This is a genomic window from Methanosarcina sp. WH1 (assembly GCF_000970005.1).
Lineage (GTDB): Archaea > Halobacteriota > Methanosarcinia > Methanosarcinales > Methanosarcinaceae > Methanosarcina.
Map to the genome: position 1 here is coordinate 433,768 of NZ_CP009504.1, position 15,764 is coordinate 449,531.

11 protein-coding genes and 2 pseudogenes are annotated in these 15,764 nt (G+C 40.0%); 4 read left to right on the plus strand and 9 right to left on the minus strand.

Annotation, left to right across the window (positions count from 1 at the left end):
* The first annotated feature begins 4 nt into the window (after positions 1 to 4).
* Positions 5 to 1,621 (plus strand): bifunctional phosphoribosylaminoimidazolecarboxamide formyltransferase/IMP cyclohydrolase, encoded by a 1,617-nt coding sequence (gene purH, locus MSWH1_RS01970; RefSeq protein WP_048125602.1) that lies wholly within the window; start codon positions 5 to 7, stop codon positions 1,619 to 1,621.
* An 866-nt stretch (positions 1,622 to 2,487) separates the two neighbouring features.
* On the opposite strand, the pseudogene tnpC reads toward purH, so the two are convergent.
* Positions 2,488 to 3,942, minus strand: a pseudogene (tnpC, locus tag MSWH1_RS01975) (IS66 family transposase).
* A gap of 231 nt (positions 3,943 to 4,173) precedes the next feature.
* Between tnpC and MSWH1_RS01985 the strand changes: the two are divergent.
* Positions 4,174 to 4,764, plus strand: coding sequence for a winged helix-turn-helix domain-containing protein (locus MSWH1_RS01985; protein ID WP_231591864.1), 591 nt, complete (start codon positions 4,174 to 4,176; stop codon positions 4,762 to 4,764).
* Positions 4,765 to 5,181: 417 nt separating this feature from the next.
* On the opposite strand, the gene MSWH1_RS01990 is transcribed toward MSWH1_RS01985, so the two are convergent.
* The 5 genes and pseudogenes from MSWH1_RS01990 to MSWH1_RS02010 form a co-directional block, all read right to left on the minus strand.
* Positions 5,182 to 6,105, minus strand: a complete 924-nt coding sequence (locus MSWH1_RS01990; RefSeq protein WP_048125605.1) for a UbiA family prenyltransferase — start codon at positions 6,103 to 6,105, stop codon at positions 5,182 to 5,184.
* 745 nt (positions 6,106 to 6,850) lie between these two features.
* A complete protein-coding gene (locus MSWH1_RS01995; RefSeq protein ID WP_255350481.1) occupies positions 6,851 to 7,564 on the minus strand; it encodes a class I SAM-dependent methyltransferase in 714 nt (237 codons plus the stop codon).
* A gap of 3 nt (positions 7,565 to 7,567) precedes the next feature.
* Positions 7,568 to 7,690, minus strand: coding sequence for a hypothetical protein (locus tag MSWH1_RS20455; protein ID WP_255350482.1), 123 nt, complete (start codon positions 7,688 to 7,690; stop codon positions 7,568 to 7,570).
* A gap of 340 nt (positions 7,691 to 8,030) precedes the next feature.
* Positions 8,031 to 9,220 (minus strand): annotated as a pseudogene (locus MSWH1_RS17770) (ISH3 family transposase).
* Positions 9,221 to 9,702: 482 nt separating this feature from the next.
* Complete coding sequence (locus MSWH1_RS02010) at positions 9,703 to 10,305, minus strand: acetate uptake transporter (RefSeq protein WP_048125611.1); 603 nt, start codon at positions 10,303 to 10,305, stop codon at positions 9,703 to 9,705.
* A 295-nt stretch (positions 10,306 to 10,600) separates the two neighbouring features.
* Here MSWH1_RS02010 and gpmI point away from each other — a divergent pair, with 295 nt between their 5' ends.
* Positions 10,601 to 12,148: a 2,3-bisphosphoglycerate-independent phosphoglycerate mutase gene (gene gpmI, locus MSWH1_RS02015; protein ID WP_048125613.1), complete on the plus strand. Its 1,548-nt coding sequence runs from the start codon at positions 10,601 to 10,603 to the stop codon at positions 12,146 to 12,148.
* A 162-nt stretch (positions 12,149 to 12,310) separates the two neighbouring features.
* On the opposite strand, the gene MSWH1_RS18720 is transcribed toward gpmI, so the two are convergent.
* Positions 12,311 to 12,448 (minus strand): hypothetical protein, encoded by a 138-nt coding sequence (locus MSWH1_RS18720; protein ID WP_156148050.1) that lies wholly within the window; start codon positions 12,446 to 12,448, stop codon positions 12,311 to 12,313.
* 123 nt (positions 12,449 to 12,571) lie between these two features.
* Between MSWH1_RS18720 and MSWH1_RS02020 the strand changes: the two genes are divergently transcribed.
* Positions 12,572 to 13,528, plus strand: a complete 957-nt coding sequence (locus MSWH1_RS02020) for a beta-ribofuranosylaminobenzene 5'-phosphate synthase (RefSeq protein WP_048125615.1) — start codon at positions 12,572 to 12,574, stop codon at positions 13,526 to 13,528.
* A 47-nt stretch (positions 13,529 to 13,575) separates the two neighbouring features.
* On the opposite strand, the gene MSWH1_RS02025 is transcribed toward MSWH1_RS02020, so the two are convergent.
* Entirely contained in the window at positions 13,576 to 14,580 is a 1,005-nt protein-coding gene (locus MSWH1_RS02025) for a cation diffusion facilitator family transporter (protein ID WP_052722785.1), read from the minus strand.
* A gap of 148 nt (positions 14,581 to 14,728) precedes the next feature.
* On the minus strand, positions 14,729 to 15,745 hold the full coding sequence (gene fen / locus MSWH1_RS02030) for a flap endonuclease-1 (RefSeq protein ID WP_048125617.1): 1,017 nt from the start codon (positions 15,743 to 15,745) through the stop codon (positions 14,729 to 14,731).
* Positions 15,746 to 15,764 lie beyond the last annotated feature (19 nt).

Sequence of the window (15,764 nt, forward strand, 5' to 3'; positions counted from 1 at the left end):
TTTTTTGGTAAAAAGGGCACTGCTCAGCGTCTCAGACAAGACAGGAATTGCGGAATTTGCACGCGGGCTTGAAGCACTTGGCGTGAAGATCATCTCAACGGGTGGGACTGCGAAAATCCTTCGCGACGCCGGCATCGAGGTTACCGATGTCGCGGAAGTCACAGGCTATCCGGAGATGATGGGAGGAAGAGTCAAAACTCTCCACCCGAGAATTCATGGCGGGCTCTTATGCCTGCGGGACAGCAAAGAACAGATGGAGGAAGCTGTAAAAGAAGATATCTCTCTCCTCGATCTGGTGGCTGTAAACCTATACCCCTTTGAAGTAACGGTTTCCAAAGAGGGTGTGGAACTTGAAGAAGCCATCGAAAACATAGACATCGGGGGTCCGACCCTTCTCCGTTCGGCAGCTAAGAACTACCGCTCGGTAACAGTGATATCTGACCCTTCGGACTATGGTCATGTCCTTAAAGAACTGCGCTCAAGTGGAGTAATCTCCGATAAAACCCGTGCTGACCTCGCGGTTAAAGCTTTCAGGCATACAGCTGATTATGATGCAGCCATTGATACTTACCTGAGCAGGACTCTGCTTGGAGAAGAGGTACTGCGCCTGAAATTTTCCGATGGCGTGAAACTTCGCTATGGGGAAAACTGGCATCAAGAAGCCTCTTTTTTTAAAGACCCTAAAATTGAAGGTCCGAGCCTGGCAAAAGTTGCCCAGTTGCACGGGAAAGAACTTTCTTACAACAACTATGTGGACGCCGACAACGCCCTTCAGACGGTCAAAGAACTGGGAAACACTTCTCCTGCTGTTGTTATTGTGAAACACAATAACCCGTGCGGACTTGCTACTGGAGATACACTCTTGCAAGCTCTGCAGGCTGCTTGGGACGGAGACCCGATTTCGGCTTACGGAAGCATAATCTGTACAAACGAGATTTTTGACCTCGAAGCTGCAACTTTTCTGAACGGGAAATTCGTAGAAATTATCCTTGCTCCTGACTTCAAGCCCGATGCTCTTGAATATCTGAAAAATAAAAGTGAAAATCTGAGGCTCCTGAAACTTCCAGAACTTAGGGAGGTTTTTGGGATGGAGTATACCTACAAGTATGTAATTGGAGGCATGCTTAAGCAGAGCCGCGATATAGGGATTTACGAAAAATGGGAATCTGTTACTGAAATTTCCTATCCTGAGGACAAGCGCGCTCTCTCGGAGTTCTGCCTTAAAGCCTGCAAAGCCACAAAATCCAATGCTGTGACCCTTGCCCACGAATACGAACCTGGATACTTCATGGTACTGGGTATGGGAGCAGGGCAACCTAACAGGGTGGACTCGATCCGCAAACTGGCAGCCACAAAGGCAGTTGAAAATCTAAGGGTAATCTACGAACGTGAGCAGCCTGCTGCACCATTTGAAGAGTACTGCCAGAAGATTATGTCAGAATGTGTAATGGCATCAGACGCTTTCTTCCCCTTCGATGACAGCGTCGTCCACGCAGCAGAAAATTACATTCGTTATATTGTTTCTCCCGGTGGGTCGATCAGAGATAACGAAGTTATTGATACTGCAAACCGACTTGGAGTTTCCCTGGTTTTTACAGGTATGCGGCATTTTCTTCATTGAAATATCAATAAAGATAAAGAATAACTCAAGGTATACACTTACTCAAGGTATACACTTGAGTTCAATGTAAAAATTCGAGTACCCCTGCATCTAAAGCAGGGCACATTCTCATTTTAAGCTTATTTCTTATTACTTATTTTCAGAATAGCATGGTTTGAAAGATAAGAGATTTGCCGGAGTTGAAGCTCTTATGTATCCTTAATCAAGTGCTGTACATATGGGTTAATGGATGGCAAATTTTATTAATTTATTAATATATCACATCCTGTATTTACTTCACTGCTGGATCTGCATACTTTCATTAACAATTCATCAAACGGTTACATTAAATCTCAATTTTTTATTTATGATTTTTAACCGGCGTGCTGAGTATGCAGCTTTAAACTGTATATTGGTAGAATAATTCTATATCTTTATTATAATAACTTTTTTTGAAAGTCATGTGCGTTTTTTCAACCGGATATCTTATGTTTTCGAAAGACTGTTACACAGAATATCTAAATTCAATAATAAATTATTAAGAATCAAGTCTACTCTTGAAAAAGATAATATATATTGAATTCGTATATCATTCTAGCAATATTATATCACTCTGATATAACTGCCACATCAATTCAATATAAAAAATGAAAAGAATTTCAAAAAACAATTTGCCTTCACTTCAAATAAAAGCCGGAGAACTTACTTTTCCATAATATCTCTCAAATTTCTCCAGAAACAGTACTAATAATCACGGGCTGATATGTGTGAAATCAATTGGACTTTTAAGCATCCTAACCTTCTCTGAAAAACGAAAAGACATCTTATTTTGTAACTATTCAGCCACTGATAAAAAAGTATGTTTTTTCAGCAAAATGCTGAAATTCTCAGAATAATAGCGGCGCTCCTTTGAGCGCCGCGAGAATACCGTCTATAACAGGTAAATCGTTCTTTTTAATGGTTGAGATATAAGCTCTAATTCTGCAGAAAGCTTCCGCTCCTTGTATAGTTCTGAAAGTTCCTGATATTTTCTGCTGTAATTTCATCATCCTTATGTCTCTTTCTGCTTGGTTATTCTCAAACGGAACTCTCAAGTCATTGAGGAATCTCAGGATCTGTTTTTTGTTTTCTATAAACCTGTCAAGTAGGTTCCTTGCTTTTGTTTTTGGATTTTTACCACGTTTTCCTTGTTTTTCAGGGTTTAGAGAAGGTGGATTTTCTTCAATCCCTTTCATGACTACAGCATCGAACCTTTCTTCTAACACTTTAATTTGCTCAAAGTCCAGATCTTTGACCTGCTCTTTACACTCATCAGTATACTTTTTCATTTCTGTTAACAGTTCATTCATCTCTTTAGCCCATTGCTGTTTATAGTTCTCCTCAATTCCAGTAAGTTCTCTCTGGAGATGAGCATTGCAAAGAGCATGATCACATTCATAACTGTTATAGGGTTTCCATCCGTCATGAACTGCTATTCCTTTAAACTCTGGAAGAATTCCCATGGCATTAATTGCTTCTGATCCTCTTTTTGAGTGAGCAAAATAACAGGTGTATTTGTCATTAGAAGCTACATGAAGCCAATGCCTTTTTCCTTCAATTTTCATCCCAGTTTCATCACAATGGATTACAGGAGAAGTTATTAACCTCTCCTGACTCACATTTTCAAACTCCTCTAAATTCCGGAAGCATTCTTTTTCTGCTCTGATTATCGTAGCAGAACAGATTTTTATCCCCATAACGTCATCAAAAAACTCTAAAATCCTTTTATAGGGAATAAACTGGTAGTTTTTACAGTAAATTGCTGAAGCTAAAATATTAGGACCATACTGGACGGGATATTTCACAGATTCTGGAAAAGAAGCTTTATTTGATTTTCCACAGTGAGTACAGGTCTTAATCTGACTTCGATGTTCCGTAACAATTAGATTTACAGGAGGAATATCAAAAATTTGTCTTCTCTCATAAGCTTCAACTTCAACATCCTCAAGAGTATGTCCACATTCTTTGCAGCAGGTCAAAGAATGTTCAATTACCTAATCAGGATCATTAACCATATCAAGAGTTGTGCCTGGATGACCTTCTTGACCTCCAGGTTTCTTCCCACTCTTTTTCCGGAGACTCTTGGGATTAGGTTTTTCTTTGACTAAAAAGTCAGTAGAAGGAGGTTTACTGCTGTTTCTGCTATTTTGATTTAAGCGAGATTCTAAAATCCTTACACGTTCTTCTAGTTCAGCAATTCGAATAGCTTGTTCTTCTATGATAGTTTCAAGTCTCTGGATTACAGAAATTACAGCTTCAGGACCAGCTTCATAGATAACGAGGATCTCTTCACGTGTAAGCATAATAACGAAACAAAATAGGATTCAATTTATATGCAATTTTTCCTCGAAAAGAGGAAAAATTGTAGCCTTTGAAAGGCTACCTGAATTGTTACCTTATTTTTACTTAAGGAGAGTCCAAGGACCCTTTCGGAGATCAGGGACTACTTCGATGTAAGATCCCCGGAAATTCTACCTCGCCTGAAAGAAATGGAAAATGCGAATCTAATTGTCAGACAGGAAGGAGTGTATCAGTTGACTTCCCTGGGAAAAGTTTCAGCCATCTATTACAAACCTTTCCTTGACACTCTGGCAGCTATAGAAGCAAACGAAGACTTCTGGAGAGACCATGACCTTGGAGCAGTTCCCGAGACGTTGCTAAACAGAATTTTGGATCTAAAGGAGTGTAGAGTTGTAAAGGATGAACATGAACATATTTATGACTCTCATAAAGCATTCATGGAAAATGTCCTGACTGCCAGCCGTTTTATGGGTTTTACATCCATTTTCCTTCCCAGCTATCCATCGATGTTTCTTGAGATGGCCCGAAGGAACATCCCTATTTCCATAATTGTTACGCCAAATGTCTTTTTCAAATTAAAAAGTGAGCATAGCGCTGAAATTGAAGAGTTTCTTAAGTACAAACACACAAGTTTCCATGTCTACGACAGCGCAAAGGTAGCTTTTGTCGTAACAGACAGGTTTGTATCACTCTCACTGTTTTTCAAAAACGGAACTTTTGACCCGAGAACTGACCTTGTGGGTTTTGATTCTTCATCCATTAAATGGGGAGAAGACCTTTTTAAACATTATAAAGAGAATGCAGTTGAGATTAAGAATCTGTAAATCGAAAGGTTGTAATTTCCTATGTTCGCAGATGTTTTGAGAGTCTGAAAAGAAAAAAGCTGAATAATTGAATTGGAAGTATAAATGGAAGGTCTTGATCTTCAAATAAAGATGCTTGATCTTCAAATAAAGATGCTTGATCTTCAAATGAAATGTCTCGATCTTCAAATGAAGAGGCTAAATGTCTCGATCTTCAAATGAAGAGGCTTGATCTTCAAATGAAGAGGCTTGATCTTCAGTCTGACCTCTTTAAGGCCTATTGATAAGGGTAATATGAATTTTTCTGTCTTACAAGGCTCTCTATCTTCCGTATAATGCTTTTGTAAATGTCTTAATGTAAACATCAGGCTCCAGATGTATTACCAGATCGAGTTTTTTATTATATTTTTAATTAGTATCTTTTGTACAGCCAGGTCTTTATGTAATCAGAGCGCCTGCAACCATCTTGAGTCCAAGAATAGAAGTGGATTCCCCGTCTACAAGAACGGTCCTTTCAAGTTTTCGGGAAGAAAGTTTCTCGTCCTCAGAATTTGTAAAGCTCTGGATACATATAAGTCCGCAAATGAAACTATAGAGAACTATAAGGGGTTCGAAAGCAAGGACTCCATGGATAAGGGCAATCCCAAGCGCTAGATGAGAAAGCAGGTGCATGGCAGTAAGAAGATTGCGGGTTTTCTGTGTTCCAAGGCTTACGGGAAGAGTCTTGAGACCTGCAAGAGTGTCTCCTTTTATATCCTTGAAATCATATATGGCAGAGTTGATAAATACTTTAACTCCAAAGAAAATAAAAACCAGAACGATAGGGACCAGGTTTCCACATCCACTGCCTGCAAGACCTGCAATAAAAATGCCCCATGTAAGCCCCACAACAATATTCTTAACTCCAAGTCCTCCTTTTAGTTTCAAAGCGAACCTTCCTATTTTAATTCCTTTACTGTACAGGTAGCCAGTTATGAAGGGCATGAACGCAAGTGCAAGCATTCCCTCTTTTGCTAGTATATAAGTTCCTATCATAAAAGCCAGCAGTGAAACCGTGAGTCCAACTTTTTTATTCGAGCCATTCAGTTCCGCCCGGTTTACAGTATCTTCCTCGGCTCCTAAAGCTCTGTCAAGTGTGTATACAGTATAAATTATTAGACCACCTGCAATGCAAGTTAGTATGCTTGATTGAATATGGAATAGTAAAAATGCGAGATGTATCCGTAGTGCACCAGAGAACGCAACTAAAACAGAACTTTTAAGGAGTTCGAGAGTGGCATTTTCCTCTTTGTATTCAGGAGCTTTAGTTCTTATGTACTTGAAAATCTGCTCTAAATTTCCAGAAAATACATTGGAGTCCATGAAATTAATACTGTATGACTTTTAAATATTATTATTTCATTATAATATCAATAGATCTGTATAATTAATACTTTACTGGACAAATTGTATATCATTAAACTAATAATTAACATAATTATCTATCAATTATATTTATACAGATAAACTATCTGATCTTTGACTTCTTAAAAAATGCAACGGGATACGTTATTCTAAGAACTTGAACGCGCACAAAAACGTGTAATTCTACAGGATTAACCCTGTACTCTGAGTATCGATGGTGAATTTAAAACGAATATTTAACCTTCGTAAAAACAAAAATGACCCAAAATGGGGTTGTCGCCGGATTGACAACTTTCATAACGATAACATTCTTATTTTTTGTAAAATCTAAGGTTCTGGATAGCACGGGAATAGATTTTGGGACCTTTATGGATGACCTGATTCTCAGCTCTTTGAGCAAGCCCTAGAGTTTAGAAGAAAGCACAGGCAAAAAAGGGAAAAAACACAGGTAAAAAAGGGAAAAAACACAGACAAAAAAGGGAGAAAACACAGACAATAAACAGTATAAATCACTTTGTCCTCTTTGTTTTTACGGAGGGCAAAAAAACCTTGTCCAAACCTTTGATACGGACATTTCTAGGGAGGAATCACTTGGAAAAAAAATATATATATTGATTTCGCAAACTATTTTTAGCAGTAATATTCGTATATATAAATTGTCCTAAAAGGATATTTGAAAGATTGTACTCGAAATCTTCTTATTTCAAAAGGCAGAGACTTTCCACCACATTTTCACCCTTGTGCTCCAGCCCTTTTGCACGAGAGCCCCATTGTCTTCTTCCAGCATCTTTTGAAGGTAGGACCTTAGAATTTCTTCCTGCTCAGGTGAAAATGCAGCGTATTGAGGCTTAAAGTGCTCAAGAGCTTCTTCGATGTTTTCAAAGCGGTTTTTGTGCTCAAAAGGAAAAACCTTCACATCAGGATAGACTCCCATATCGTAGAGTACGTTGTAAAGAACGTCTGCTTTTGGACCCTGCCTATACTCGTGCCCGTGCAGGATAGGCCAGAGGTTTCGAGAGTGTATATCCCAGGAAGTATCTCTTGCAAACCAGTATAGGTAAACATATCCTGAAGATACGTCAACCATTTTTTGGATTGAAGCCCGAATATCTTTCATGCCCAGGGAGTAAGATGCAAACACGACATCATAGGAAGGACAGAGGTCAGATATTGCATTAACAGTTTCCCAGTCTTTATAGACACAGTCAATATTCCTGATTCCATAAGTCTTGATATTTTGTTTCAGAATCTCCATCATTCCTTCTGCAGGCTCGACTGCTGTTACATGCGCAACCCTCTCCTCAAGAGGAATTACCAGGCGTCCGGGGCCTGCTCCAATGTCAAGAACTCTGGATTCGGAGGTAAGGGCCATTCCAGTTAGGGTTTTTTCAACCCTATCTTTATTTTCCAGAGACATTTCTCAGAATTTCCTGGTGTTTTCTTTTTTCTGCCAGATACTGGAGCAGTCGGTATTGAGGCTAGCCTTGCTCTGGAATTCTATTCTTTCTTTCCAGACTTCATTCCAATCAATTTTTACATTCATGGTATTTTCCTCAGCCTCCCACATTGAACTTTCTATATAATGTTATAAATATATTAATAAGTATTAAATATAATTTTCTAAAAAAAGATTCCCAGAAATAAGGATAATGAGGATATGAGGATAATGAGGATAACAGTAGTTCCGATCAGGCTTACTTCCGAATGACAAAAACATATTGATTTTACTTTTTACCCACTCATTTTCAAAATATTTTCTATTACTGGTTAGAGTTTAAAATTCTTAATCTATAATTTCCACTAACAGTTCTCAAAAAATAATTTTTTATCGAGTGATTTTATAGCATAAGCTATTAAGTTAGCAATTTTTAATTCAATACAAGTTATATTGTAGTTAATCGAGTGCGTAGCACTCGATTTCGTTCTTCATTAAACCATCTCAAACATTCCAGTAACACCTTAACTGGAATAAAATTCAGCGATTTTAGCCCATATCTAACAGCTTTGTTTATGTCTTCATTTATTAATGATTTTAGCTCATAAGCTGTAATTTCGATAACTGACTTTAGCATATTTAGAACATTGTACATGATGCATTGAATAACAAAGAACAATACTCTTGCTACTGGTGATTTTGTACATGTTCGTATCTTGAAGTCGTTTTTCACTCTATAGCCAGTTTCTATGTTCCATCTTTTTCGGTATTCTTCAGGAATTGTCTTTTCAAATTTCTCAGTTGATTCTGCCTCTTTGTTTGTAGCAAACAGGATGTACTTTTCCTTTTTATCATCATATATTGCCACAATATTGAAGGAAGGTCCTCCTTGCTTAAATTGATATTCAAAAATTACTGAAGTATTTCCCCATTCTTTTTGATGATTTTTAAGTTCTCTATTGATAACCTGATTTGATTTAGCTGCTATAACAAAATTGACTTTAAGTTCATCTAATTTTGAAATCACAGCTCTATTACAAAATTCCTTGTCAAGGTATGATGTCCCTGTTTTTACACCTATTGCCTTAAGTCTTTCGAATAARGATTCGATGAATAGAGAATATTCTTGTTCAAACTATTAATGTCGATTACGTCAAGTGTCAAGTGAGAAGTTCCAATTATATCCAGGGTACAAAACGATTTACCCCACGAACTGCCATTCTTTGGTTTTATGCCCCTAATTCCGGGAGTATTTTTGTCTCCATAAAATGGAACATCATGAAAATCAATAGCTATGTCATGAACAGTGTTTTCAAGTTTCATCATCTTGAAAATCTCAAAATTCATTTTTCTGAAAGCAGAAAGAGTATCTTCAATATTATTGTCTTTGATGTAATTGAAAATAGTATCTGCTGAGGGGATTCTTAAGTCAGGATTTTTGCTTTTGAGGTCATTACTTGCAGATTCAAGAGAGTTTGTAGAAAATGTTGAGGCATGTAATAACACGTTTAAAATGTCCTGACATTCATAATTTGCAGATTCTGGCAAAGTTATTATATCATATTTGCGAAACAATTCAGAGGATACAGCCATCAAGCTGGCTGTATCTATGGCCATGGAGTCGTTTTTGGTTGGCATCACAAACGAATTCCATGGTTCATTAGATCTTTTTTTCGGTAAATCATAAATATTTGATGACTGCCAAATTCAGCATTCGGAACTTGGGTTATTCGGAACTACTGGATAATGAAGATTATGGGATAATGAAGATAATGGGATAATGAAGATAATGGGATAATGAGGATAATGGGATAATGAAGATAATGGGATAATGAAGATAATGGGATAATGAGGATAATGAGGATAATGAGGATAATGAGGATAATGAAGATTATGGGATAATGAAGATTATGGGATAATGAGGATAATGAGGATAATGAAGATTATGGGATAATGAAGATAATGAGGATAATGAGGATAATGAGGATAATGGGATTATGAGGATAATGAGGATAAAACACATATTAGTTAAAAAAAAGAAATCCGGACACTTAGCCCGGAAAACGATCCCAATATAGGGAAAGTGAATAATTGAAATTAAGTGATTTTATTCCGCAAATTCAGAGAGGAATCATCTTTTTACCATACATCTCGTTCAGCACCTGGCCAAGGGCCGCGTAGATGGCTGAAAGCCCTGTGATAATTCCTTCATAACCAGCTATTTTGAGTATTGCCTCACTGCCAAGGTAGTTTCCGGCAGCAAGCAGGAAGAAAAGGATCGCAAGAGTCAGAAAAACAACTTGTAATGCCCTGTTGGCTTTCAGAGTGCCTATGAACATGAAAAAGGTGAAAACTCCCCACATGAAGAGGTATGCAGCAAATGGGAATGCCTCAGCTGCCAATCCTGAGTAGTTTCCAGACTGCGGAAGCAGGACAATTCCTACCAGAGTGAGCCAGAAAAATCCGTATGAGGTAAAAGCTGTGGCTCCGAATGTATTGCCTTTCTTCCATTCTTCGATCCCGGCAATGACCTGAGCTATCCCACCATAGAAAAAGCCCATTGAAAGGATCATCGCGTTCATAGGGTAGAAGCCTGCATTGTGTATATTCAAAAGCACAGTTGTCATTCCGAAAGCCATCAAACCCAGGGGAGCCGGGTTCGCCGTATAATCCTGGATTTTTACGTGCGTAAGATTCATAATGTCTTGAATTTCCTCACTCATAATAATCATCCTCCTAACAATCCTAAAGGTCAATCCACCTACCTGTTACCGGAGACCTAACCAGACATTTCTATAGATGTTAACAGAGACACGGGTCGTTTTTGTGTTCTCGTTTTTACCTTTTGGATAAATATGTAATTATTAATACTTATATTTACGGACAGTAAATAAATTTTTAATACATCATTAATATATAACATATATTTTTCATTATAAGCTATTAGAGAATCTTATGGCTGGATATTATGGAGTTTCATAACAAGCTATTTATGAACAGGTGTGGAATTCCCTTTATATGACTCAGGCAAGAAGACCTCTTATGCTCATGATCCTTGATGGATGGGGCTACAGGGAAGCAAAAGAAGGAAACGCTATCCTGGCAGCCAGGACTCCAAACCTCGACAGCCTGCTGAAAGAATATCCATGGTGCTTTTTAAAATGCTCTGGAGAAGCCGTAGGTCTGCCGGAAGGTCAGATGGGAAACTCTGAAGTCGGCCATCTGAATATAGGGGCAGGGAGAATCGTTTATCAGGACCTTACAAGAATAAACCTCTCTGTTAGGAACGGTGACTTTTTTAAAAATCCTGTTTTGCTGGATGCAATTTCGAACGCAAAGCTCAATGATTCAAGCCTGCATATCATGGGGCTTGTCTCTTACGGAGGCGTTCACAGTTATATGACCCACCTTTATGCCCTTATCAACCTTGCACAGGAAAAAGGGCTAAAAAAAGTATATATACATGCTTTTCTGGACGGGAGAGACGTACCCCCCAAAGCTGCTCTTGCAGATATTAAGGAACTTGATGCTTTTTGTAAGAAGAGCGGGAGTGCCAGGGTTGCGACAGTCTCAGGGCGCTACTACGCAATGGACAGGGATAAGCGCTGGGAGAGGACACAGCTTGCCTATGATGCCCTGACTCTCGGAGTTGCTCCGTATACAGCTCCTAATGCTGAAACTGCAGTTTCTGAAGCCTATGGTAGGGGGGAAAATGATGAATTTGTAAAACCTACTATAGTCACTGGTCCTGAAGGAAATCCCAAGGCAGTCATACAGGACAATGATTCAATAATTTTCTTTAATTTCAGGCCCGATAGAGCAAGGCAGCTTACCTGGGCTTTTGTAAATGAGGACTTCGAAGGTTTCGCCAGGGAAAAACGCCCGAAGGTTCACTATGTTTGCATGGCACAGTATGATGAAACCCTGGATTTGCCTATTGCCTTCCCACCTGAAAAACTGGATAATGTGCTTGGAGAAGTACTTAGCAAGCAAGGGCTTGTCCAGCTTCGCATTGCAGAAACCGAGAAATATGCCCATGTGACTTTTTTCCTGAATGGCGGGCAGGAAAAATTCTATGAAGGAGAAGACCGCTGCATGATTCCTTCACCAAAAATTGCCACTTATGACCTCAAACCCGAGATGAGTGCATATGAAGTTACGGATGAGGTGGTCAGGAGAATCCAGTCAGGAAAGTATGATGTAATTATACTCAATTTTGCAAATATGGATATGGTCGGGCATACCGGAATTTTTGAAGCTGCGGTACAGGCGGTAGAAACCGTTGATGACTGCGTGGGTAGGATTACAGAAGCTCTGAAAAAAGCAGGAGGTGTAGCACTTATCACTGCAGACCACGGAAATGCCGAACAGATGGAAGATCAACACACCGGAGAGCCGCATACAGCCCATACCTCAAATCCTGTCAGATGCATTTACACAGGAAACGGTGAAGTAAAAGCCCTTGAGGACGGAAAATTGTCTGACCTTGCTCCCACCCTCCTGGAGCTTCTTAGGGTCCCTAAACCTGAAGAGATGAAAGGTAAATCATTAATTGTAAAAGAGTGACGGTAAAGGAGAAGTAAAGAGCAATCGTAAGTAAAGGAAGTATTAACGAAAAAATCAGTGTTTTTTGATTTTTCATTCAATTTTTTTTGCTTCTTTTACTCTCTTTTTAGATTTCGCATGTCTCCTGCTACATGGTTGATATTTTGGTATTAGAGCTTCCAATCAGGAACCACCTGAATTTTCGTTCCCCTTTTCTTTTCTTCCTGTTTGCGCCCTTTCTTTTCTTCTGAAGTTTTTACTATTTGCCATTGTTTGGTCTAATTTTATTTTTTTTAATGAGTTTGCTGCCTCGTTTTTCATAAATTATACAGGCTTTCCAGACAGGATTTTTTTAAAAAGATTAAATATCAGTAGGTATAATAAAAAATGCAGATAATTATGGTATTATAATATTTTTAAATGTTCTTCGAGGTTGTACTACACATGATCAAAATAACTACTCCCTCTCGGCTTCACATAACCCTTATCGATATGAACGGTGAGATCGGAAGAATGGACGGGGGAGCAGGGTTGACCCTTTCCTCCCCGAACATAACAGTTACCGCAGCAGAAGCTGATGAAATCCATATCGAGGGGCTGCAGGGATTTGCCGACCGCATGAATAAAGCCGTAGAAGCCTTGCTTCCTGAAGGAAAAGGGATCCGGATTAATGTAAAAGAACTGATTCCTCCTCATGTGGGCTTTGGATCAGGTACCCAGGCTGTTCTGGTTGTGGCAGCAGCTGTGAATGAACTGTATGGGCTTGGAAAAAGTGTTAGAGAACTTGCATTTGCAGTGAAAAGAGGAGGTACTTCGGGCATAGGAGTAACTGCTTTTGAAAAAGGTGGATTCATAGTTGATGGAGGGCACAGGTTCAAAGACAAGGGGGCTTTCATGCCTTCCGCCGCCAGCAGGGTGCCGCCGGGTCCTGTGCTTTTCAGAGAAGATTTTCCTGATTGGGATGTAGTTATTGCAGTTCCTGATGATACGGGTATGCACGACCAGGAAGAGATCAATGTGTTTCAGAAATTCTGCCCCCTTCCGATAGAGGAAGTCCGGGATGTTGCACATATGGTACTCATGAAGATGATGCCTGCAGTAATAGAGGGCGACATCGAAAATTTCGGAGCTGCGGTAAACCATGTCCAGACAGTGGGTTTTAACAAAAGGGAAAGTCTGATCTGGCCAGAATTCGTAAAGAACATTGCCTCTTTTATGCGCAGCCGGAGTTACGGAGCTGGAGTAAGCTCTTTTGGGCCTGTAGTTTATGCTTTTGTAGATAACAGGGAAGAAGGCAGGCAGCTTAAGGCAGAAGTCCAGAAAATGCTTGATGAATCGGTAGGTGGAATCACAATGATGACTCGAGCGAAAAACAGTGGTGCAGAGATATCTAAACTCTGATATTAAATAATTTATTTTAACCTTGTTTCATTTTCTAATACTTTGTCTCAATGAGACTTAGCAGGTGATATAGGTTCGTGTTCCGGAAGCTGATGATAAGCCTCTCCGGACGCTTCCCTGGGATCTACGTGTACAACCGCGTTTGACAGGTAATTTAGACTATGAAGCATCCTATGTCTGACGTTTACAGCGATTTCATGCCCTTCCTTAACAGAGAGTCCGGATTCTACTGCAATATTAACTTCAGCATGAAGCCTGTGCCCTAACCAGCGTACTCTGATCTCTGTAATATCCCTTACATCTTTTACCTGGCTTACCACCTGTCGGATATCATCCACAATTTGAGGGTCAACCCCATCCAGCATGCGGGAAAATACGGATTTTCCTGCGTCCCATACTATGTGGAGGATTGCGATCGTGATTAGGAGCCCGATTATAGGGTCTGCGAGAGGATAACCCAGCCAGGTGCCCAGGGCTCCAAAAAGTACGGCAAGGCTGGTAAACCCGTCTGCACGTGCATGGTATCCATCTGCAATAAGGGCAGCACTTCCTATTTCTTTTCCTACCTTTATCCTGAACTTTGCTACCAGTTCATTTCCCAGAAAACCAATAATTGAGGCTACAGCCACAGCCCATAGAAAATCAACAGGCTGCGGAGATAGAAGCCGGGAAACTGATTCATAAGCCGCAACTGCTGCACTGAGTAAAATAAGGAAAACAATTAACAGACCTGCGAGATCTTCTGCCCTGCCGTAGCCGTAAGTATAACTTTTGTTGGGTTTTTTTCTGGAGAGCAGGAAGGCAAAACCCAGCGGGATTGCAGTTGCGGCGTCCCCAAAGTTATGAATGGTGTCGGCAAGAAGAGCTACACTTCCTGAAACCCATACGACATAAATTTGAAAGAGCGCCGTTAATATCAAGCCAACAAAGGACCATTTGATAGCATATAGCCCTCTATCTGTGGAAAGAAGTCCGGGGTCCACAATTCCGTGGGCATGGGAATATGAGTGTTCTTTTCCTGAATGCTCGATTTCTTGTCTTGTCAGGCTCAGACCTCCCTGCCTGTATATCTCTGACGAAGATACTTTCACAGGGAATGGATTCAATTTATAAAAAATGTAAGGACAATGTAAGGAATATGTAAGGAATATGTAAAGAAAGAATCTTAAATAGAAATACCTCTTTATCTCTTATAATTATTTAGAACCACTGGTCAAGGGTTTTCTGCCTTGCACCTGAAGCCGCTTTAAGGCGTTCTATAGCTTTTTCCATCCTGTCTACAGAGAAGCCATTCTCCCCGCAGAGGAAGTTGATGAGTTTTTCGGAATCCGGTTTACCCCATTTGATTTTGTAGTCGTCCGTAACATCAGGATGGGTAAAAAGTTCCTTTATATTGTCCAGCCCTTCGATTTCTACTCCCTTCTCCCGGAGCACGGCATGGATGTCTCCATGCTTTTTAATTAGTTTAAGGGCTGTTTTAGGACCCACTTTTTCCAGGCCTTTGTTATAATCCGTGCCTACACAGATTGCAATATCGATAAGTTGGTCCCTGTTAACTCCCAGAACCCCGAGGGTTTCATCGAGGTCGATCATTTCAAGTTCAACATCAACGTATACATTCTTTCCAGGGAGCTTGCGTTTTCCAGTTACCGTCATGTTACGGACAACACTCGGGGCTCCGAAAAGGAAGGAATCATAGTCCTGGGAAGCAACACAATCTGCATCCTTTTTAATAACCATATGAGCAGCCTGTGCCTCTCCTTCACAGGGGGCCTGTATCCAGGGAATACCCATTATTCCGAGAAGGTATTTGGAATCTTCAACAATGGTCTGGTCAACCTTTGAAGACGCCTGAGCATACTTATGAGCAGCTTCAAGGTTCCCTTCTGCCTTTGCATTTTCCCATTTCTCCAGTGAAGTCTCCCTTACTTCTTTTCTTCGGCTCAGGGTTTCGGATTTCAGGTCGGGGGGTTTGCCGTCAAAAACGAATACAGGTTTGATTCCGGCTTCAACCAGGCTTGCTGTCCTGTAGAGCAGGCCGGAGAGGTGGGAGGTCACTTTTCCGCTTGAATTAACCAGAGGACTTCCGTCCCTCTGGCGGATAATGCTCAAAAACTGGTGAAGGGTGTTAAATGCATCAATTGCAATCACCCGGTTTGAGAGGTCAGTAAGCTCTATTTTTCTTTTCTGAAGAAGATCTCCTATGTCCGTGCCCATATTTTTTCCCTCTGGTATA

Bases quoted from the DNA above. Each gene is read 5' to 3' on its own strand.
- MSWH1_RS01990 (WP_048125605.1), bottom strand. From the start codon at position 6,105: ATGGACTCCAATGTATTTTCTGGAAATTTAGAGCAGATTTTCAAGTAC.
- MSWH1_RS01995 (WP_255350481.1), bottom strand. From the start codon at position 7,564: ATGTCTCTGGAAAATAAAGATAGGGTTGAAAAAACCCTAACTGGAATG.
- MSWH1_RS20455 (WP_255350482.1), bottom strand. From the start codon at position 7,690: ATGAATGTAAAAATTGATTGGAATGAAGTCTGGAAAGAAAGAATAGAA.
- MSWH1_RS02010 (WP_048125611.1), bottom strand. From the start codon at position 10,305: ATGAGTGAGGAAATTCAAGACATTATGAATCTTACGCACGTAAAAATC.
- gpmI (WP_048125613.1), top strand. From the start codon at position 10,601: ATGACTCAGGCAAGAAGACCTCTTATGCTCATGATCCTTGATGGATGG.
- MSWH1_RS18720 (WP_156148050.1), bottom strand. From the start codon at position 12,448: ATGAAAAACGAGGCAGCAAACTCATTAAAAAAAATAAAATTAGACCAA.
- MSWH1_RS02020 (WP_048125615.1), top strand. From the start codon at position 12,572: ATGATCAAAATAACTACTCCCTCTCGGCTTCACATAACCCTTATCGAT.
- fen (WP_048125617.1), bottom strand. From the start codon at position 15,745: ATGGGCACGGACATAGGAGATCTTCTTCAGAAAAGAAAAATAGAGCTT.